Source organism: Streptomyces sp. Tu6071 (assembly GCF_000213055.1).
GTDB lineage: Bacteria > Actinomycetota > Actinomycetes > Streptomycetales > Streptomycetaceae > Streptomyces > Streptomyces evansiae.
This window is the reverse complement of record NZ_CM001165.1, coordinates 4,943,679-4,962,119: the sequence shown is the minus strand read 5'-3', so window position 1 is coordinate 4,962,119 and position 18,441 is coordinate 4,943,679. Positions and strand designations below refer to the sequence as shown.

15 protein-coding genes are annotated in these 18,441 nt (G+C 74.0%); 7 read left to right on the top strand and 8 right to left on the bottom strand.

What is annotated here, in order from left to right:
* Window positions 1-347: 347 nt before the first annotated feature.
* The gene (locus tag STTU_RS20885) at window positions 348-1,850 is read right to left on the bottom strand and encodes an FAD-binding oxidoreductase (RefSeq protein WP_007826481.1); all 1,503 of its coding nucleotides are present in this window, start codon (window positions 1,848-1,850) and stop codon (window positions 348-350) included.
* A gap of 121 nt (window positions 1,851-1,971) precedes the next feature.
* Between STTU_RS20885 and STTU_RS20880 the strand changes: the two genes are divergently transcribed.
* From STTU_RS20880 to STTU_RS20865, 4 genes are all read left to right on the top strand, one after another.
* Entirely contained in the window at window positions 1,972-3,417 is a 1,446-nt protein-coding gene (locus STTU_RS20880; protein ID WP_007826479.1) for an RNA polymerase sigma factor, read from the top strand.
* A 76-nt stretch (window positions 3,418-3,493) separates the two neighbouring features.
* Window positions 3,494-4,843, top strand: a complete 1,350-nt coding sequence (locus tag STTU_RS20875) for an FAD-binding oxidoreductase (RefSeq protein WP_007826477.1) — start codon at window positions 3,494-3,496, stop codon at window positions 4,841-4,843.
* A gap of 53 nt (window positions 4,844-4,896) precedes the next feature.
* Window positions 4,897-5,523: a dihydrofolate reductase family protein gene (locus STTU_RS20870; RefSeq protein WP_007826475.1), complete on the top strand. Its 627-nt coding sequence runs from the start codon at window positions 4,897-4,899 to the stop codon at window positions 5,521-5,523.
* A gap of 14 nt (window positions 5,524-5,537) precedes the next feature.
* Window positions 5,538-6,311 carry an SDR family oxidoreductase gene (locus tag STTU_RS20865; RefSeq protein ID WP_007826472.1) on the top strand — a complete coding sequence of 258 codons (774 nt, stop codon included), beginning with the start codon at window positions 5,538-5,540 and terminating at the stop codon, window positions 6,309-6,311.
* Between the two features lie 209 nt (window positions 6,312-6,520).
* On the opposite strand, the gene STTU_RS20860 is transcribed toward STTU_RS20865, so the two are convergent.
* From STTU_RS20860 to STTU_RS20845, 4 genes are all read right to left on the bottom strand, one after another.
* Window positions 6,521-7,762, bottom strand: coding sequence for an acyl-CoA dehydrogenase family protein (locus STTU_RS20860; protein WP_007826470.1), 1,242 nt, complete (start codon window positions 7,760-7,762; stop codon window positions 6,521-6,523).
* A 10-nt stretch (window positions 7,763-7,772) separates the two neighbouring features.
* Complete coding sequence (locus STTU_RS20855; RefSeq protein ID WP_007826468.1) at window positions 7,773-9,107, bottom strand: condensation domain-containing protein; 1,335 nt, start codon at window positions 9,105-9,107, stop codon at window positions 7,773-7,775.
* A gap of 489 nt (window positions 9,108-9,596) precedes the next feature.
* Window positions 9,597-10,442, bottom strand: coding sequence for an SAM-dependent methyltransferase (locus tag STTU_RS20850; protein WP_007826464.1), 846 nt, complete (start codon window positions 10,440-10,442; stop codon window positions 9,597-9,599).
* A 123-nt stretch (window positions 10,443-10,565) separates the two neighbouring features.
* Window positions 10,566-11,798, bottom strand: coding sequence for a cytochrome P450 family protein (locus tag STTU_RS20845; protein ID WP_043255855.1), 1,233 nt, complete (start codon window positions 11,796-11,798; stop codon window positions 10,566-10,568).
* Between the two features lie 263 nt (window positions 11,799-12,061).
* Between STTU_RS20845 and STTU_RS20840 the strand changes: the two genes are divergently transcribed.
* Window positions 12,062-12,439 (top strand): YciI family protein, encoded by a 378-nt coding sequence (locus STTU_RS20840; protein WP_043255854.1) that lies wholly within the window; start codon window positions 12,062-12,064, stop codon window positions 12,437-12,439.
* A gap of 500 nt (window positions 12,440-12,939) precedes the next feature.
* Window positions 12,940-13,959 (top strand): alcohol dehydrogenase catalytic domain-containing protein, encoded by a 1,020-nt coding sequence (locus tag STTU_RS20835; protein ID WP_043255853.1) that lies wholly within the window; start codon window positions 12,940-12,942, stop codon window positions 13,957-13,959.
* Window positions 13,960-14,147: 188 nt separating this feature from the next.
* Here STTU_RS20835 and STTU_RS20830 read toward each other — a convergent pair whose 3' ends face one another.
* The 3 genes from STTU_RS20830 to STTU_RS20820 all read right to left on the bottom strand — a co-directional run bounded on the left by STTU_RS20830 (window position 14,148) and on the right by STTU_RS20820 (window position 17,053).
* The gene (locus tag STTU_RS20830; protein ID WP_007826456.1) at window positions 14,148-15,029 is read right to left on the bottom strand and encodes a phytanoyl-CoA dioxygenase family protein; all 882 of its coding nucleotides are present in this window, start codon (window positions 15,027-15,029) and stop codon (window positions 14,148-14,150) included.
* A 5-nt stretch (window positions 15,030-15,034) separates the two neighbouring features.
* On the bottom strand, window positions 15,035-15,289 hold the full coding sequence (locus STTU_RS20825; protein WP_010261642.1) for a phosphopantetheine-binding protein: 255 nt from the start codon (window positions 15,287-15,289) through the stop codon (window positions 15,035-15,037).
* Between the two features lie 345 nt (window positions 15,290-15,634).
* Complete coding sequence (locus STTU_RS20820; protein ID WP_007826447.1) at window positions 15,635-17,053, bottom strand: FAD-dependent oxidoreductase; 1,419 nt, start codon at window positions 17,051-17,053, stop codon at window positions 15,635-15,637.
* Between the two features lie 412 nt (window positions 17,054-17,465).
* On the opposite strand from STTU_RS20820, the gene STTU_RS20815 reads away from it, so the two are divergent.
* Window positions 17,466-18,311, top strand: a complete 846-nt coding sequence (locus tag STTU_RS20815; protein ID WP_007826446.1) for a DUF2306 domain-containing protein — start codon at window positions 17,466-17,468, stop codon at window positions 18,309-18,311.
* Window positions 18,312-18,441 lie beyond the last annotated feature (130 nt).

Here is an 18,441-nt window from a genome sequence, read left to right as displayed (position 1 = left end):
AGGGGACGGTGCGCACGCACCACCCGGGCCGGGTCGGTGCCGGCCGGCGTGCGGTCCCTCACTGCACAATGGCCGCCCGGTGTGGCGACGGCATCTCCTGGAATGCGCCTGTCCTCGCCGCCCGTGCGGGCCGGTTCCGGGCATGCCGCCGCAAGGGCGCGACCGATGCCGGGTCCCGGGCCCGGAACACCGTCAACTCCCTTGTCCCGCCTGGTCGGCGGCCACGAGGCGCGGGGCGCGGTCGGTGCCCGCCCCGCGAACCCGCGGTGGCTCAGGGGCGGTTGTTCCGCCGTGCGGTCTTCCGGGCGGCCCGGGCGACGGGCTGTCGGCGTGGGACCGCCGTCCGCTCAGGGCAGGCGGACGGACAGGGCGTGGCGGAACACGTCGCGCGGGTCGTAGGCGCGTTTCGCGCGTTGCAGCCGCGCGTAGTTGTCCTTGAAGTAGAGGGCGGTCCAGTCGGTCCCCGACGTGTTCCACCCGGGGTCGGCCAGGTCGGTGTCGGGGTAGCCGATGTAGGAGCCGTCGGTGCTCTCGTCGGGGACGGGCACGCCGCCGGAGTGCGCGTAGACGTCCCGGTAGTACGCGCGTACCCAGGCCAGGTGGCGTGCGTCGTCGGCGGGATCGGTCCAGGAGCCGGTGCTGTAGGACGCCTTGAGGATGCTGTCGCGCTGGGGGACCGCGGTGGCGTCCGGGGCGACGGCGTTGACCTGCCCGCCGAAACCGGTCACGACCAGGCAGCCCATGGGGTTGTCGTAGTCCGGCGAGGACAGGTGCCGGTGGATCGCGGTGATCTGCTCGTCGGAGAACCCGCGCCGCAGATAGGCCGCCTTGTTCTTGTAGCGGCCGTGCGGGTCGCTGGGCCAGCTGTACGAGGGCAGCCAGGTGTCCTTCCACGAGCAGGTCTCGGTGGCCGCCGACACCGGCTCCGCCCGGATCGCGCGGGTGACCGCCTCCGTGTGGGCGGCGAGGACCCCGGCCGCGTCGGGGGTGTCGTCATGGATCACGGAGGTCAGGGTGAGCATGGTGCCCGAGCGGTGGGTGATGATCAGGTTGCTCCACAGTGCCGCGGCCGGGGTCCCCGGCTCGCTGTTCTTCTCGTACCAGTCGCAGTAACCCCGCAGCAGGGCGCGGAAGTCGGCCTCGGAGAACCCGTCCCAGGACCACGTGGTGTCACGGCGCAGCACGGCGCGCGGCGCGCGGGGGAGCTGGGCGGCCGGGTCCCCGTCCGGCGTCCCGGGCGTGCGCAGCCAGTACTTCGTGACGACGCCGAAGCTGCCGCCCCCGCCTCCGGTGTGGGCCCACCACAGGTCGTGGTGCGGGTCGTCGGGCCGGTCGGTGCCCACGAGGAGGCGCGCGCGCCCGTCGGCGCCGACGACGACCGCCTCGACCGCCGTGACGTGGTCCACCACGAGGCCGTCGCGGCGGGACAGGGGGCCGTAGCCACCGGCCGCGAAGTGCCCCCCGGCGGCGACCTCGAAGCAGGTACCGGCCGGGATGGTCACGCCCCAGCCGTCGTACAGGGTCCGGTAGACGTGGTCGAGCCTGGCCCCGGGTTCCACCACGAAGGCGTCGCGCCCGGCGTCGTGGCCGACGTGCCGGAGCGCCGACAGGTCGAGGAGCACCTTGACGTCGCGGTGCGCGGTGAAGTCCTCGAAGCAGTGGCCGCCGCTGCGCACGGCGATCCTCCGGCCGGTGTCCACGGCCGCCTGGACCGCGGCCCGTACGTCCTCGGCGTCGGTGGCGAGCCGGACCTCGTCGGGGCGGCCCACGAAGCGGTGGTTGTAGCCCTCGACGAGGGCGGGGTAGCGGGGGTCGTCACGCGTGACGACGAGGGCGGTCGGGTCCGTCATGGGGGCCTTCCTCAGCGGTTCGCGGTCAGTGCCCCGACCGTGTCACCGGCGCCGGGCGGCGGGCATCTCGGCGCGTGCGCTCTTCCCCGGGGCGGACGGACACCCGGCATAGAATGGCCCGGTGCGTTCCGACCAACAGCTCGAAACCCTCCTCGCGGAGCTGCGGCCCTCGGTCCTCGGCGCCCTGGTCCGGCGGCACGGTCAGTTCGACGGCTGTGAGGACGCGGCGCAGGAAGCACTCGTGGCCGCCGCCACGCAGTGGCCGGTCGAGGGCATCCCGGAGAACGCGCGCGGCTGGCTCCTGACCGTCGCCGGGCGCCGCCTGACGGACTACTGGCGCAGCGACGCGGCCCGTCGGGCCCGGGAGGCCACCGTCGCGTCGATGGCGCTGCCCGAGGCGTCGCTGGCCCCGGCCCCGGACGACGAGGACGTGGTCTCCGCCGACGACGACACCCTGATCCTCCTGTTCATGTGCTGCCACCCGGTGCTGACGCAGTCCTCGCAGGTGGCGCTGACCCTGCGTGCGGTCGGCGGGCTGACGACGGAGGAGATCGCCCGCGCCTTCATGGTCCCGCAGGCGTCGATGAGCCGCCGCATCTCGCGCGCCAAGCAGCAGATCAAGAACGACGGCATGGACTTCCGGATGCCGCCGGAGGCGGAGCGCCCCGGCCGCACGCGTGCGGTGCTGCGCGTCCTGTACCTCATCTTCAACGAGGGGTACACCGCCACCGTCGGGCCGGACCTGCTGCGTCCGGACCTGACCGCCGAGGCGATACGGCTCACCCGGCAGGCCCACCGCGTCCTGCCGGACGACGCGGAGGTCACGGGCCTGCTGGCCCTCATGCTCCTCACGGAGGCACGGCGCCCCGCCCGTACCCTCGCGGACGGCGACCTCGTCCCGATGGCCGAGCAGGACCGCTCGCGGTGGAACGGGGCGCTCGCCGAGGAGGGGCTGGCGCTCGTCGTCGAGGCCCTGTCCCGGCCGGGCGCCGGCTTCTACCGGCTGCAGGCGGCCATCGCCGCCGTGCACGTCGAGACCCCGGAGGGCGGCGAGACGGACTGGCCGCAGATCCTGGCCCTGTACGACCTGCTGGAGCAGATCGCGCCGGGTGCGGCGGTGCGGCTGAACCGCGCGGTGGCGATGGCGATGGTCAAGGGCCCGCGCGAGGGGCTGCGGCTGCTGGAACCCCTGGAGCGGGACCGGTGGATGGCGGGCAGCCACCGGCTCAGCGCGGTGCGGGCGCACCTGCTGGAGATGGCCGGGGACACGGACGGGGCACGAGAGGCGTACCGGGCCGCCGCGCGCCAGGCGGGCACCGGCCCCGAGCAGCGGTTCCTCAGCGAGCGGGCGGAACGGGTGGGGGCGGCCGGGACGGAGAAGGCGGGCGGGGGGAGGGGCGGAACGGAGTCCGGCGGCCGGGAACTCGCGGCCGACGAGCGGGAATCCCGAACCGAGCAGCACGAACGCGCGGCCGGGGAAGGGGAGTCGGCACGCGAGGAGCCGCTGCGGCACGATCGTCCTCATGGTCCCGGCGACCGCGCCAAGCGGCTTCGGGCCCGTCGCTGAGCACTCTGGCGGATGCCCGTACGGCGGTCCGGCTCGCACCCTGGGACGCACACGTCCGGACTCAAGGGGATCAGCCATGCCCGACACCACCACCCCCCTCGCCTTTCCCGGCGACCCCGCCTACACCGCCGCCACCAGCGTCTACAACCTCGCCGGCCCCGCGCGGCCCGCCGCCGCGCTCACCGCGACCAGCGTCGCGGATATCCGGGCCGCGATCGGCTACGCCTCCGCGCGCGGCCACGGCGTCCGCGTCCACACCACGGGCCACTCGGCCGGTGCGGCCCCCTCGATGGCCGACGCGGTCCTGATCCGCCCCCGGCTGCCCGGCGGCGTCGCGATCGACGCCGACCGCCGAGTGGCCCGCGTCCTGGCCGGCACCCCGTGGAACGACGTCGTCGAGGCCGCCGCGCCGCACGGCCTCGCGGCCCCCCACGGCACCTCGGGCACCGTGGGCGCCATCGGCTACCTGCTCCACGGAGGCGTGAGCCTCTACGGCCGCAAACTCGGCCTCGCCGCCAACCACATCCGCTCCGTCGAACTCGTCACGGCGGACGGCGTCCTGCGCCGCGTCAGCGCCGCCGAGGACCCCGAACTCTTCTGGGCCCTGCGCGGCGGGGGCGGCGGTCTCGGCGTCGTCACCGCCGTCGAGGTCGGGCTGTTCCCCGCGCGCGACCTCGTCGCCGGGGCCGCCTTCTGGTCCTGGGAGCACGCCGAGGCCGTCGTCGGCGCCTGGTACGACTGGACGCTGCGCGCGCCCGAGGAGGTCTCCACCTCCCTGCGCGTGATGAACCTCCCGGACCTGCCGGAGATCCCGCCGATGCTGCGGAGCGGCCCGGTGGTGTGCGTCGCCGGAGTCGCCCTGACGGCAAGCGGCGCGGAGGAACTGCTCGACCCGCTGCGCGCGATCGGCGAACCGGTGCTCGACACCTGGCAGAAGTGCGGTCCCGAAGCGGTCCCGGACATCCACATGGACCCCGACGAGCCCGGCACCTTCATCGGCGACCACATGCTGCTCGCCGACCCGGGCCACGAAGGGATCGCCGCGCTCCTGCGGCTGACCGGCGAGGGATCCGGCTCGCCCCTCATCGCCGTCGAGCTGCGACAGCTCGGCGGGCGCATGGCCCTCGCCGACCCGGACGGCGGCGCGCTCGACCACCTGGACGCGCACCTGGCGTACATGGGTGCCGGTGTTCCCGAACTGCGCGGCACCCGCGCGGAGATCACCGGACACTGCGACAAGGTGCGGGCCGCTCTGGGCCCGTGGGACACCGGCCGCACGGCACCCGGCTTCGTGAAGGGCCTGGACCGGCCGCGCGCGCACCTGTCCGAGGCGGATATCCGGGCCGTCGAGCGGGTCCGGGCGCGCGTGGACCCCGGGGGCCTGTTCCGGGGCGACGCGATGCCGGAGACCGTCACCGCGTCCTGACCACGGCACGACGGAAGACGCCCCGGCGCCCGGGTTCTGCGATCGTCGAGGACATGACCCAGGTGATCGCTGACATCTCCGTCTCCCTGGACGGCTTCGTCGCCGGCCCCGACGACGGCCCCGGCCGCCACCCCCTGGGCATCGGCGGCGAACGCCTCCACCGGTGGCTCTTCGACCTCGCCACCTGGCGCGCGCGGGCCGGGCAGGAGGGCGGCGACCGCGGTGCGGGCGACGACATCATGGGCGAGTACTTCGCCCGCACGGGGGCCGCGGTGATCGGCCGCCGCATGTACGACCACGGGGAGAAGGCGTGGGGCGAGGAACCACCGTTCCACGTACCGGTCTTCGTGGTGACCCACCGGCCGAGGGCGTCGCGGCGGCTGTCCGACGGCACGAGCTTCGAGTTCGTCACCGCGGGCGTGGCCGCGGCCGTCGCACAGGCGGTCGCCGAGGCCAGGGCCCGGGGCGGGGACGTGGCGGTGATGGGCGGCGGACAGATCGTCTCCGCCGCCCTGGCCGCCGGTGTGCTGGACGAACTCCGCCTCCACGTCGTGCCCGTGCTCCTCGGTGGCGGCCGTCCGCTCTTCGCGCAACCCCTGCACCCCGCGCGCGTGCTGGAGACGACGCGCGCGGAGATGTCCTCCGGCGTGACCCACATGTTCCATCGCGTTCTCCCCTAGGAAAGAAGGCGAAGATGCTCTCCGACAAGGTGATGCTGGTGTCCGGCACCGGCCCCGGCCTCGGCCGCGAGATCGCGGTCCGCGGTGCCGCCGCGGGGGCCGACGTGGTCCTGGCGGCCCGTACCGAGAAGGTGCTGAGGTCGGTGGCGGCCGAGGTCGAGGCGCTCGGGCGCCGCGCGCTCGTGGTCCCCGCCGACATCCTCGACCCCGACGCCTGCCGCGGGCTGACCGATCGTGCCCTGGAGGCTTTCGGCCGGGTGGACGTGTTCGTCAGCAACGCCTTCGTGCCCCCGGCGATGGGCGACCTGGCGACGATGGACGTCGACGCCGTGCGCGCCTCGCTGGAGACGGACGCCCTGGCGGCGCTGCGGCTCGTCCAGCTCCTGACGCCCACCCTGACCGAGCACGCGGGCTCGGTGGTGATGGTCAGCTCGGCGGTGGTGCACCACTCCCGGCCCGGCTTCGGCGCCTACAAGGCGTCGAAATCGACGCTGCGCTCCCTGGCCGGCAGCCTGGCCACCGAGCTGGGTCCCCGCGGGGTCCGGGTCAACACCGTGGTGCCGAACTACATCTGGACCGAGGGGCTGAAGGGCTGGTTCGCGGTGCAGGCCGCCGAGCGGGGGGTGGCGGTGGAGGACGTGTACGCCGAGACGGCGGCCCCGTTCGACCTGCGGCGCCTGCCCGAGCCCGGCGATGTCGCGAACGCGGTGCTGTGGCTGGCCTCGGATCTCGCCAGGGCGGTCACCGGGCAGAGCCTCAACGTCGACGCGGGCGAGTTCCACAGCTGACCCGGCCCTCGCACTCCGGCCCCGAACGGCTCCCCCCTGATCCTCCGGGGGAGCCGTTCGGGGCCGCGCGGGTGCTGCCGGGACCGTGACGGCCCGATCACCTCGGTGGACAGCGTGACAAGGCGAGTTGCTTCCGCACGGACGGCACGCCACGCACCCGTGCCGGTGGCTCGCGGCCACCGGCACGGGTGCGGTCCTCGCGGGACGGGTCAGCGACGCGCGCTCAGCAGCCGGAGCTGGGCGAAGCCGCGGTTGGCCGCGGTAGTGAGCAGGATGGCGGAGCTGGCGTGCGTGCGCCCGGTGGACAGGTCCCGCCAGACGCGCTCCAAACGGGTCCCCTCCCGTACCGCGGGGCTGCCGGCGGTGGGCTGGAGGATCTCGTCCACGGCCTGCCAGGCCAGGTTCGTGGCCTCGCGGCACGTGAGCGCGATCCGCAGGTCCTCCTCGGCGGTGAACGCGCCGACCGGCAGCGCGGCCAGCTCCTGCCAGCGGCGCGAGGCCGCGAGGGCGAGGGTCTCGGCGGCGGCGATCATGCCGCTGGCCTTCCCGTACCAGAGCAGGAAGTCGGGGTCCTCCGCGCGGGGCGGGAACGGCGGGACGATCGTGGTGCGGGAGAACATCAGCTCCGTGTACGCGTCGAGCGCGCCCTGGCACATGCCGACGGCGATGTGCGCGCCCTCCAGGGCCATCGAGCTGGCCGGGGCTCCCCCGTACTGGGGGTGCGTGTGCAGCGCGCGCCCCGGGGTCCCCTCGGTCACCGAGATCTCCTCGAAGTCGACCTCGATGCCGAAGTGGCCGGGGATGTGCCCGCCGGAGATCCGGATGCTGTGCGAACCGCTGCCCTTGAGGCCCAGTTGCCCGCCCCAGTCGTCCAGCATCTCCCACTCCTCGCGCGGCGCGATGAACAGCAGCCGGCGGGGCGGGTCCGCGTCCTCCCCGGCGATCACCGTGTTGCCGATCAGGTGGGTCGCGTAGGGCGCGCCGGAGCAGTACTTCCAGACGCCGTCCAGAATCCAGCCGCCGTCCTCGGCGCGCCTCGCCGTCCCGTGCGGGGCGTTGACGAGGGGGGCGATGAAGTCGCCGCCGCTGAAGATCTCCGCCTGCGCCTTCTCGTCGAACATGCTGGCCGCGAAGAGCGAGTGCGCCGCTCCGAGGCAGAACATCCAGCCGGTGGAGGGGCAGGCGCGGCTCAGGGTCATCGCCACCTGGAGGAAGGTGTCGAAGCCCAGCTCGTAGCCGCCGTACCGCTTGGGCACCGCGATGCGGTAGAAACCGGCCTCCTGGAAGGCGCGGTGGGTGTCCTCGGCGTAGTAGGTGCGCCGCTCCGTCTCCTGCTGGCGCGCGACCAGTCCGGGCACCATGGCCTCGGCCCGCTCGATCAGCAGCGCCGGGGTGACGTCGGACCCGGTCGGCGCGGCCGTGCCGCGCGGGGCGTTCTCGGTGTCGGTCATGGCGCCGGCCTCAGATCGCCGCGTCGGGGTCGGCGACGAGCTCGCCGATCAGGGCGAGGAACTCCTCGGCCTGCTCGACGACGTCGGCGCGCTCGAAGAGGTGGCGGCTGAAGCTGAGCCCGCCGACCAGCTCGGTGCTGCCCAGGTGCATCGACCAGATCATGCCGTCCGGGGTGTCCGAGCCGAGCGGCTGCGGGATGACCCGCCGCCAGATCGCGGTGAACTCCAGGTCCCCGTACCGGTCGCCCTCCATCAGGTAGGGCGGCTGGACGGCCTGGAAGAGGGTCGGCACCGCTTCGGGGCCCGCCGACGACATCAGCTCGGGCGCCTCGGCGAGGAGGTGCAGCAGCGGCAGCTCGTGCGAGAACGCGCCGACGCAGGCGGTCCTCGTACGGGCGACCACGTCGCGGAAGGTCCGGCAGTCCTCCAGCCGCACGCGGAGCGGGGTGAAGTTGAAGAACGACCCGACCGTGGACTGGAAGCGGTGCTCACGCCCCGGCGTGAAGGTGGGGACCGTGATGTCGGTCGCCTCGGTGCGGCGGTTCGTGAAGACGGCGAACGCGGCGAGCAGCACCATGAACGGCGAGCTGCGCGTCGCCTTGGCCAGGCGGGACACCTCCTCGCTCACCCGCGCCTCGGTCGTGAAGCGGTGGTAACTCGTCGCCGGGCTCTGGTCGGTCGTCCGCACGGGCGCGACGAGAATCCGGGCGCCCCGCAGCGTGTCGCGCCAGTACGCGCGCGAGGCGGCCACGGCCGGCGAGTCGGCCTCCTCCTGCTGCGCGGTGACGTAGTCGCGGTACTGCGTCGCCTCGGGAAGCGCGGGTTCCTTCCCGGCCGCGCGGGCCGTGTAGCACTGCGCCAGGTCCTTCAGGACCACCTGGATCGACCAGACGTCGGCGGCGCTGTGGTGGGCGCACAGGACGAGGACGGAGTCCTCCTCGTCGAAGCGGCCCAGGACGGCCCGCAGCAACGGGACGTGGTCGGCCGGGAAGGGCCGGGTCTCCGTCTCGATCATGAGTTCCTCGGCACGCCGGTCCCGGTCCGCGCCCGGCGACGCGTCCAGGCCGACCACCTCCAGCTCGGGCGGCACGGCGGGCACGATGCTCTGCCCGCCGCCGTCCTCCAGGTGCACCACGGTGCGCAGCGCCTCGTGCCGCTCGACCACGTCGGCCAGCGCCAGCCGCAGAACGTCCTCGTCGACGCTTCCGCTGACGCGCCAGGCGAACGCCTCCGTGTAGTGCGGCCCGAACGGCCCGGCCTCGAAGCCCTGGGCGAACATGCGGAGGAACTGCTGCTGCAGCGAGAGCGCCGCGGTCGGCTGCTGGGTGTCCGAAGTCGTGGTCATGTCTCTCCTCAGAAAAGGCGGACGCTGCGGCTGCCGTCGGCATCGTTCAGCGTGTCGCGTGCGGGTGCGGTGTGGCCGGGCGTCGCTGATCCCGCGAGGGCGTCGCCGCCGGACGGGGGGTCCCGGGCCGGTCGTCCGGGCACGGCGGTCCGGGCGCTGCGGTCCGGGCGCTGCGGTCCGGGCGCTGCGGTCCGGGCGGTCGTGCGGCTTCTCGCCGCCGCGACGGCGGTGACGGGGGTGGGGACGCGGCCCAGGCCGCGCGAACAGGGCGTGAGGACAACGCAGTTCACGCCACGGGAGCCTCTGGCCGGGAAAGGCGGGGTTTCGGCGGCCGGTCCGGCCGGAGGGGGGCGGGTGCTCCGCCGGGGTCGTGTCTCGATTCTCCGGGCGACCGCCGTGCTCGCGCATCTTCGTACGTGCCGCCCCCACCGGCACCCCTGACCCGCGCGTTCCGGCGCGGGAGGGGCCCGGCCGCGCCCCGTCCGGGCGTCAGTCCCGGGGCTTGCGCGCGGTGATGATCGCGTAGCCGATCCGGCTCGCTCCCGGGGCGAAGAAGGTCTCCAGCGTCCCGCGGAGTTCGTCGACGGCGGCCCCGCCGAAGCGCGCGGCCAGCTCCTCGCGCCGGACGTCCACGGCGTGCAGGTACTTGGGGCCCATGCCGAAGACGCGCGGCCCGCACTGGAGGTACTCCATCGGCTCGAAGCCGGCCTCCCGCAGGGGACCCAGCCAGTCCTCCACCGACAGCAGCCACTTCGCGCCGAAGTCGGCGGCGAACCCGGCGGCGGCCACGACACCGAGGCCCTCCCGGGTGGGCTCGGCCAGGGACAGCCGCGCGCCGGGGCGCATCACCCGGCGCAGGCTGCCGAGGGTGTGCCCGAGATCGGCGACGTAGACGAGGGACTCCATCGCCACCACCGCGTCGAAGCTGTCGTCCGGGAGGTCGAGGGACCCGTAGTCGCCCAGGTGGAAGTCGACCTGGTCCGCCAGTCCGGCCTTGCGGGCGCGGGCGCGTGCCTCGGCCACCTGGCGGGGGCTGATGTTGACGCCGGTGACCCGCACCCCGTACTCGGTGGCGAGCTGGAGGGCCGGGGCCCCGAGGCCGCAGCCGACGTCGAGGACCCGGTCGCCCTCGCGCAGGCCCAGCGAGTCCGCCACCTTGCGGGTCAGCCGCTGCGCGGCCTCGATCAGGGGGGCTTCGTCCTCCTCGTCGTACCAGTAGGACAGATGCACCTGACCGTCGTTGAAGACCTCCGACATGTCGGAGGACTCGTCGAACATGTCGGCGATCGCGTCCGTCTCCTGGGGAGTCCCGTCCGTGGTCGTCGCGCTCTCCATGCCTTTTCCTCTCACCGTGGGACCGGATGGATGCACCGCGCTCTCGCCCCAGCGTCGCAAGGGCGGGGGCGGGGGGCATCTTCCTGGTTGCGCCCGTCCCGGCGGTGCGGCGCCGCCGCCCTCTCAGAGGTGGACCGGCAGCGCGAGGCGGCCGTTCATCACGAAGGTTCCCTGGCCGGGGAGTTGACCGGGCTCCGCGGCGAGCCGCAGGCCGGGGAATCGCGTGAACAGCTCCCGCACCGCGATGCTCACCTCCATACGGCTCAGTACCGGGCCGACACAGCGGTGCACGCCGTGGCCGAACGCGACGTGCCGCTTGTCCTCGTGCCGGGCGTCGAACTCCCCCGCCGCGGCCCCGTGCACCTGCGGGTCGCGGCCGGTCGCCGCGTACCCGACCACCACCGGGTCGCCCCGCGCGATGGTCACCCCGGCGATCGTGACGTCCTCCGTCGCGAACCGGAACGGCAGGTGCGCCACCGGCGCGTCGGTGCGCAGCGTCTCCTCCACCACGTCCTCCCAGCCCACCTCGCCGTCCTCGGCCAGGGCGCGCTGGCCGGGCCGGGTGAGGAGCGCGAGCGCGGTGTTCGTGATGAGGTTCCTGGCCGGTTCGGCCCCGGTGTTGAGCATCAGCTGTGCCAGGCCCACCACTTCGGCGTCGGAGCCCTCACCCGCGCCGGACACCGGGCAGCCGCCGGACCCGGCCGCGATCAGGTCGCTGATCAGGTCCTCGCCCGGTTCCCGGCGCTTGTGCGCGACCAGCGCCTCGATCTTGTCGCGCAGCGCGGCGAACTCCGCCGCCGCCTTCCGCGGGTTCGGTTCGACGTACCCCGCGCGGTCCAGGATGCCGTCCGGGTCGCCGTCGGGCACGCCGAGCAGTTCGCCGATCACCCGCGAGGCCACCGGGTGCGCGTAGCGCAGCTTGAGGTCGACGGGCTCGCCGGGCCGCTCGGCCGCGTACGCGGCGAGTTCGTCAAGCGCCCCCGCGACGACGCGCTCGACGCGCGGGCGCAGGAAGGCGATCCGCCGCGGGCTGAACGCGCCCGCGACGAGGTGGCGTTGGCGGGTGTGCCGCTCGCCGTCGGCGGTGGACATGTTGTCCATCCGGGCCCAGGCGATCAGCGGGAAGTCGGGGCCGAGGGTGCCCTCGATGTACGCGGGCCAGTGCTCCCTGGCGTTCTTGGCGAACCGGTCGTCCGCCAGGACCTGCCGGGCGGCGTCGTAGCCGGTCACCGACCAGGCCGCGAGGCCGCCGGGCAGCAGTACCCGGGTGACCGGTCCGCGGGCCCGGAGCCTGGCCCCCTCCCCGTGGATGTCGGTTCCGGCCGGATCGATGACGAAGAGCCCGTCGTCGTCCACGTCTACCTCCTGTGAGGACGGTTGGATACCGGTCCTCCCATGGTGTCGAGCGGGCGCCGCCGGAAGCGTCTTCCACGGTGCGGACTCGGACCGCCGCACCGCGCCACCTCCCACCGGCCCCCTCCGCGAGGCCCCGGGGTCCCGGCAGCGGATCTCGTACAGTGGCTGTTCACAGGGTGGGCGGTGTGATCCCGTCGATCGCTCGTACCAGACTTCACACATCGTTCGGTTCGCGCGCGCGACCGAGGAGGCCGAGGGCTGACATGAAGTACCTGCTCATGATCTACGGCAACAAGGAGAAGTGGGACTCGATCCCGGCGGAGCTCCTGGAGAAGAGGATCGCGGAGCAGGACGCCTGGAACGCCCGCTACCGGGCCTCCGGGGAACTGCTCGCGGCCTACGGCCTGCACGACGCCAAGGACGCCTCGCTGGTACGGAACCAGGACGGGGCCCCCATCTCGACGGACGGCCCCTACCTGGAGGCCAAGGAGTACCTCTGCAGCCTCTACCTGCTCGACGTGGAGTCGGCCGACCGCGCGCGCGAGATGGCGGCGCGGATGCCGTGGGCGCGCGAGGACCCGATCGAGTTGTGGCCCATCGAGCACGACGGATTCGCGCCGAAGCCCGGCGGCGGCGCCTGACCGGGACACCGCCGCGCCCCGGCTCGCGGCGCCGAGCGGGGCGCGGCTGAACCGGGGCCCCCGACGCGGGGAGCGGGTCGGGGCCCGTCACCTCGTCGCCGGGGCCCTCCGGTCGGTCGCCTTCTCCGCCGGGCCCTCCGGCCCGTCACCTTCTCGCCGGGTCCCCCCGGTCGGTCGCCTTCTCCCCGGAACTCCCAACTCCCCCGCACGGCACAGCGTTCCACGCGCGGACCACGAGGCCGGACCGGCCGCCCAGAGCACTCCGGAAGATGCGGGCGAGGACGGCGCCGGTCGAAGCTCGTCGGGCGGAAGGGCCGCTCCCGGCCCGGCGGGCCGGTCCCGCCGAGGCCGCCGCGCCGTCTGCTCGCGGGGCTCCACGTCGTCCGCGAGGACCGGCGGTTCCCCGGGGATCCGCGCGCGAGCGCCGGACCGTGTCAGCCCGCGGGGGCGGCAGGCCGCGCAGCCCTTCCCGTCCACCCGAAGCCGGAGGGTTCACGCGTATGAAGGCAGCCGTCATTCCCGAAGTCAACGCCCCCTGGGAGATCCGGGAGGTCGCGACCCCCCGGCCGGGGCCCGGACAAGTGCTCCTCAAGGTGCACGCCTGCGGGCTCTGCCACAACGACCTGTGGACCGCCCAGGGCGTCTTCCCCTTCCCGTCGTGCGACCCGGCGATCACCGGGCACGAGGCGGCGGGCGAGGTGGTCGAGGTGGGGCCCGGCACCACGAGCCGTCAGGTCGGCGACCGGGTCGGCACCACCTGGGTCCAGGCCACCTGCGGCCGGTGCTCCTCCTGCCGGGGCAACCCGCCCCTCACCGGCTCGTCCGGCATGACGTGCGCGGCGCCGGTGATGACCGGCCTGAACGTCCAGGGCGGCCACGCCGAATACCTCTGCGTGGCCGCCGCGAGCACCGTGCTCCTTCCCGACGGGCTCGACTACGTGACGGCCGCGCCCGTCCTGTGCGCCGGGTACACGGCCTGGAGCGCGCTGCGGGCGAGTGAGCCGCAGCCGCACGAGCGGATCGCGGTCCTCGGCATCGGGGGGCTGGGGCACATGGCCCTGCAGTACGCGCGGGCGAGCGGGTTCGAGACCGTCGCGCTCACCCGCTCGCCGGACAAGCACGCGCTCGCCGCGAAGCTCGGCGCCGACCTCGTCGTGCGCGACGGGGAGGAGCTGCGGGAGGCCGGTGGCGCCGACGTCGTCCTCGTGACCGGCACGTCGTACGAGGCCGCCACGGACGCGCTGCGCGGGCTGCGGGTCGGCGGCCGGGTCGTGCTGGCCACGATCGACCCGGTGGGCTCGTTCAGGATCGGGCCCAACGCGCCGACGTTCTGGGCGCGGGGCCAGCGGGTGCTGGGCGCCTCCCACGACGGGCTGGGGTATCTGACCGAGGCGCTGGACCTCGTCGCGCGGGGCGAGGTCACGCCGATGACCGAGGTCTTCCCCATGGAGAGGATCACGGACGCGGTCGACAAGGCGGCGCGGGGCGAGGTCCGCTTCCGCGCCGTCGTGACGTACTGAGCCACGCCCCGGGCGCGGGAATCCGCCCCGGCCGCCCGCCGGCGGCCGGGGCGGCCGTGCGTTCCCGGACCGGACACTCCGTCCCCACCGCGGCCCGTGCCGGCTCTCGCGTCGCCGGCGGGAAAAGCCGCAGCCGGTGCGTCCTCTCTCATGAGGGCGCACCGGCTGCTTCCGGCGGACGGGCGGCGCTACTTCAGCGGATTCGCCCCGCGGGGCCGGGTGGCCAGTTCCTCCTGCGTCCGCTCCAGCAGCAGGTGCGGGTCCTGCGTCTCGACCTGGCCGAGGCCGGGCGGGCAGCGGTCCCAGCCGAGCAGCCTCTGCACCTCCTCCGGAAGCGTCATCACGGTCTCCCGGGGGACGGCGAGGTACTGGTTCTCCTCCTGCCGCAGGTTGCCCAGGTCGAGCGCGACGGAAAGGCTGTACCGCGGGGAGTCGGTGGTGTTGGCGCCGCCCCCGTGGTACACCCCGCCCGGCCACAGGAGGGCGGACCCCGCGGGCATGACCGCCGGGACCGCCTCGGCGTACGTGGGCGCCCGTTCGTCGTCCCAGTGGTGGCTGCCGGGGATGACCAGGGTCGCGCCGTTGGCGCTGGTGAAGTCGTTCAGCGCCAGCATGAGCTGGAGCCGGCACGGCGGTCCCGGGTGCCGCCACAGGTGCATCGCGTCGTCCCGGTGCAGGGGCTGCCTGCCCTGGCCGGGGTCGATCCTGATCGCCTGGGTGAAGCTGACCTGGACGCTGGGGGTGACCTCCATCCGGATCTTGCCGATCCACATGTGCGTGGGCTGTTGCAGCAGGCGCCGGGCCGCGCCGAGGAACTGCGGCTGGAGGACCACCTCGGTCATGTGGCGCGGCGAGCGGTGGAAGAGGCTGGACAGGCGTTTGGTCTTCTTCCCGTCGTAGCCGCTCTCGCTGTAGCCGGCCGTCTCCAGGCCGAGGCCGAGGTCCTCCCGGAGCCCGGCGAGCGTCGCGGGATCGACGAACTCCTCGACGATCACCGCCCCTTGTCGTTCCAGGATTCCGACGACCTCGTCGAGCGGGGTGTCCGGGGTCACGTGGGTCAGTTCGGCCATCGCCTTCACCCCTCGATGCGGGCGAGTATGTCCCGGGTGAGCGTTTCCAGGTCCGGGTCCTCGAACAGGTCGCCGATGTCGAGCGTGATGCCGAGCTGCTCCTCGATCCCGGCGGCGATGCGCACGGCCGCGATGGACTGCCCGTTGAGCTCGACGAAGGTGGCGCCCGCGCGGTCGGAGCCCGGCCCGAGGACGTCCGTCCAGATGGCGGCGATCCGCTGCGCGATGTCCGCGGGGGCCGCCGGCTGCTGAGTGGTCATGTCACTGCTCCTCACAGTTTTTCGGGAAGTGCGGGGTCGTGGTTCGGGGCGTGCCCGCGGGCCGGACGCCCGGATGGCGCGAAGCTCTGCGTGGGAGGCGGGGGCCGCCGCCGCTCCCCCCGTAGCGGCGGCGGCGCGGTGGGGGACGGGCGTCCGGCCCGGTGTCGCCCGGAGGCGGGACGCCCGTCCCGGCCGGACCCGCGTCGGTTCCGGCACCACCGTGTCCGACTCTCGCAGCCCCGGTGATCGCGGCGCATCTCCTGAACTGCCGTCCCCCGCCCGCGGGAGCGACAGCGGGTCGCCGGGCACCGCGCGGGAGCGCGGGCGCGCGGGACCGGAGCCCGGTCAGCGGGCTCCCGAGCGGCTCGGGGCGGGGTCGGCGAGGGCCGGCGGGACGGCGGCGCGCCCGGCGGGGCCGCGCAGCGCGTTCAGCAGGACCCTGAGGATCATCGCGGGCCGCATCAGCTGCTCCGGCCGGTCGAGCATCCCGGCGGCGCGCATGTACCCGCGGGTGACCACGGGGTCGCGGGTCGCCGCCGTCTGCACCATCGCCAGGTAGCGCTGGCCCACCCGCACCTTGAGGTCCCGCTTGCCCTCGACCCCGTCGAAGCCGAGGTCGACGGTGCGGGTCATCTCCCAGGGCGGGTCGATGACGTCGTGGGCCAGGTCGCGGAAGTACTGCCGCCCGTCCGGCGTGGCCCCGGAGTGGAGGTGGCGGCGCAGGGTCAGGGCGGACATCGCCGCGACCGTCATGCCCTGCGCGTAGACCGGGTTGAAGCACGACACCGCGTCGCCGATGACCAGGAGGCCCGACGGGAAGCGGGGCATGTCCTCGTAGCGGCGGCGCTGTGTGGTGGGGAAGCGGAAGGCGACCGGCTCGTCGACCGGTTCCGCGTGCTGCAGCGCCTCGTGGATGTCGGGGACGGGCAGGCGCTTGACGAACTGGTAGAGCCCCTGCTGGTCGGTCGGCGGGTGGTCGCCGAGGATGCCGTAGACCGTCATCAGGGTCGTGTCGCCCTCGGTCTTGGTGAAGATGACGCCGCGGGGCACCTCGGGGTGGGCGACGGCGATGATGGCGAGGTCGCCGTGGTACGGGTCCGCCTTCATCCGGTAGTTCTGCGTGACGTAGCCCAGACCGATGTCGGTCCGCTCCTCCGCGACGCGCGGGTAGCCCATCTCCTCCAGCCACAGGGGGGTGCGCGAGCCGCGCCCGGTCGCGTCGACGACGAGGTCGGCGGCGATCGTCTCGGCGGTCTTGCCCCGGCGCTGGATCTTGACGCCGGTCACCCGCGCGTGGTCGGCGCTGGCGGCCAGGCCCAGGATGTCGCAGCCCTCGGCGAAGCGGACGTTGGCCAGCTCGGCGGTGCGTTCGCGGATGCGGCGCTCCATCAGCGGCGCCGTGGCGGGCACCGCGATGAAGCCGATGTCGGCGCGCTTGACGGGACGGCCGCGGAAGTACCAGCGGACGGAGCCGGAGAAGTCGCCGATCGGGACGCCGTCGGCGACGAGCTGGTCGGTGATGCCGGGGTACAGCTCCTCCATCACCACCCTGCCGCGCACGTGCATGGCGTTGATGTGCTTGCCCTGGGGACGGCCGCGGCGTGGACCGTCCACCCCGGTGACCGCGTCCCTGTCCACGACGACCACCTCGTCGTACGCCTCGGCGAGCACACGGGCCGCGAACAGCCCGGCGATGCTGCCGCCCAGCACGACGGCGCGGGTCGGGTCGCCGTCGGCCGTCGGCCGGGATGTTTCCTGGGGCATTCAGCCCACCTCCTGGGGGTCGTGCGGGGGATGTCGGGAAGTCGTGCGGGGCAGGTCGGGAATCCGCGGTTCCCGTGCTCGGGGTCGCGCGGACAGACCGGTGCTCCGGCCGTCCGGGGGTGCGAGGGGGCCGGGTGGAGGGCGACGGGGGACACGGCGTCGGAGCGGAGGAGCCGCCCGTCGCCCGCCCGGGGAGCGGTGGCAGCCGTCACAGCGGGATCGGCTGCCACCGTCACCACCCACGCGCTTCACCATGTGCTCTGCGGCCGGAGCCGGGCATCTCCTGGATTGCGGGCCGCTCACGAGCGGTGCGCGTGTCCCCGTACCGGGCGGTGGGCGCCGGGGCGCGGAGCGGCGGAATTCAGCCCCAGAGTCGGTGACTTGTCCTCAACTCGCCCTGGAAAGGCGGAACATGGCACGTACGAAGATGCCGTCGGGGGTTTCAGGCCCGATGCTCTACGTGCGCTTCAGCCCCGCCGCGAGAGAGCCGAGGACAGGCATGTCGCAGAACAGTCCACAGACGGGCCTCCAGGCCCCGCCCGACGCCCCCGGCACCGAGCAGCGACCCGCAGCCGGTGCGGATCGGCCCTGGTGGAAGAGGTACTACCCCTGGTACGGCGTGGTGGGCCTCGCCGTGCTCTTCAACGTTTTGTACGCGTTCCCGCACTACTTCACCACGGACGAGACCGCCTCCCGCAGCCAGCTCGACCCGGGCTTCCACCCGCACTTCGCGTTCCTGGTCGCCCACGTGGTCACGGGCAACCTGGCCCTGGTGACGATGATGCTCCAGGTCTGGCCCCACCTGCGCCGCACGCGCCCGAGGGTGCACCGCCTCGTCGGCCGGGTGTACGTGTTCGGCGCGGTGATCCCGACGTCGCTCATCGTGCTGTTCGTCCTGGTGCCGCACCGCGCCAACCAGGGCAGCACCGGCCTCGCCACCGGCGCGGTCCTGTGGCTGGGCACGACGCTGTACGCCTGGTACAAGGCGCGGGTGCACCGGTACGCCGAGCACCGCCGCTGGATGGTCTACAGCTTCTCGCTCGCGCTGTTCACGACCTACGGCCGCATCGTGGCCTGGATGATGCTGCACTGGGGTCTCCAGGTGAACATCCAGGTCCTCATCGAGGCCACCAGCTGGGGGGCGTGGATTCTCCACCTGCTGGGCGCGCAGGCGTACCTGGAGTTCACGGCCCGGCGACGCGGCCGGAAGGACCACGTCGGCCGCCTCGACCGGGCGACGGGGGCCGTACGCCAGTAGGCGCCCGCCCGGTCCACGACCACCGGAAGCGGGCCGTCCCCCTCGCCCCGCCCCCGGGGAGCGGCCCGCGAGGACACCGTCCCGGGCCGCTCGCCCGGCGGGCGCGCGTGTCGGAATCCCGGCGTCTGCT

Bases quoted from the DNA above. Each gene is read 5' to 3' on its own strand.
- STTU_RS20885 (WP_007826481.1), bottom strand. From the start codon at position 1,850: ATGACGGACCCGACCGCCCTCGTCGTCACGCGTGACGACCCCCGCTAC.
- STTU_RS20875 (WP_007826477.1), top strand. From the start codon at position 3,494: ATGCCCGACACCACCACCCCCCTCGCCTTTCCCGGCGACCCCGCCTAC.
- STTU_RS20870 (WP_007826475.1), top strand. From the start codon at position 4,897: ATGACCCAGGTGATCGCTGACATCTCCGTCTCCCTGGACGGCTTCGTC.
- STTU_RS20865 (WP_007826472.1), top strand. From the start codon at position 5,538: ATGCTCTCCGACAAGGTGATGCTGGTGTCCGGCACCGGCCCCGGCCTC.
- STTU_RS20860 (WP_007826470.1), bottom strand. From the start codon at position 7,762: ATGACCGACACCGAGAACGCCCCGCGCGGCACGGCCGCGCCGACCGGG.
- STTU_RS20855 (WP_007826468.1), bottom strand. From the start codon at position 9,107: ATGACCACGACTTCGGACACCCAGCAGCCGACCGCGGCGCTCTCGCTG.
- STTU_RS20850 (WP_007826464.1), bottom strand. From the start codon at position 10,442: ATGGAGAGCGCGACGACCACGGACGGGACTCCCCAGGAGACGGACGCG.
- STTU_RS20840 (WP_043255854.1), top strand. From the start codon at position 12,062: ATGAAGTACCTGCTCATGATCTACGGCAACAAGGAGAAGTGGGACTCG.
- STTU_RS20835 (WP_043255853.1), top strand. From the start codon at position 12,940: ATGAAGGCAGCCGTCATTCCCGAAGTCAACGCCCCCTGGGAGATCCGG.
- STTU_RS20830 (WP_007826456.1), bottom strand. From the start codon at position 15,029: ATGGCCGAACTGACCCACGTGACCCCGGACACCCCGCTCGACGAGGTC.
- STTU_RS20825 (WP_010261642.1), bottom strand. From the start codon at position 15,289: ATGACCACTCAGCAGCCGGCGGCCCCCGCGGACATCGCGCAGCGGATC.
- STTU_RS20820 (WP_007826447.1), bottom strand. From the start codon at position 17,053: ATGCCCCAGGAAACATCCCGGCCGACGGCCGACGGCGACCCGACCCGC.
- STTU_RS20815 (WP_007826446.1), top strand. From the start codon at position 17,466: ATGGCACGTACGAAGATGCCGTCGGGGGTTTCAGGCCCGATGCTCTAC.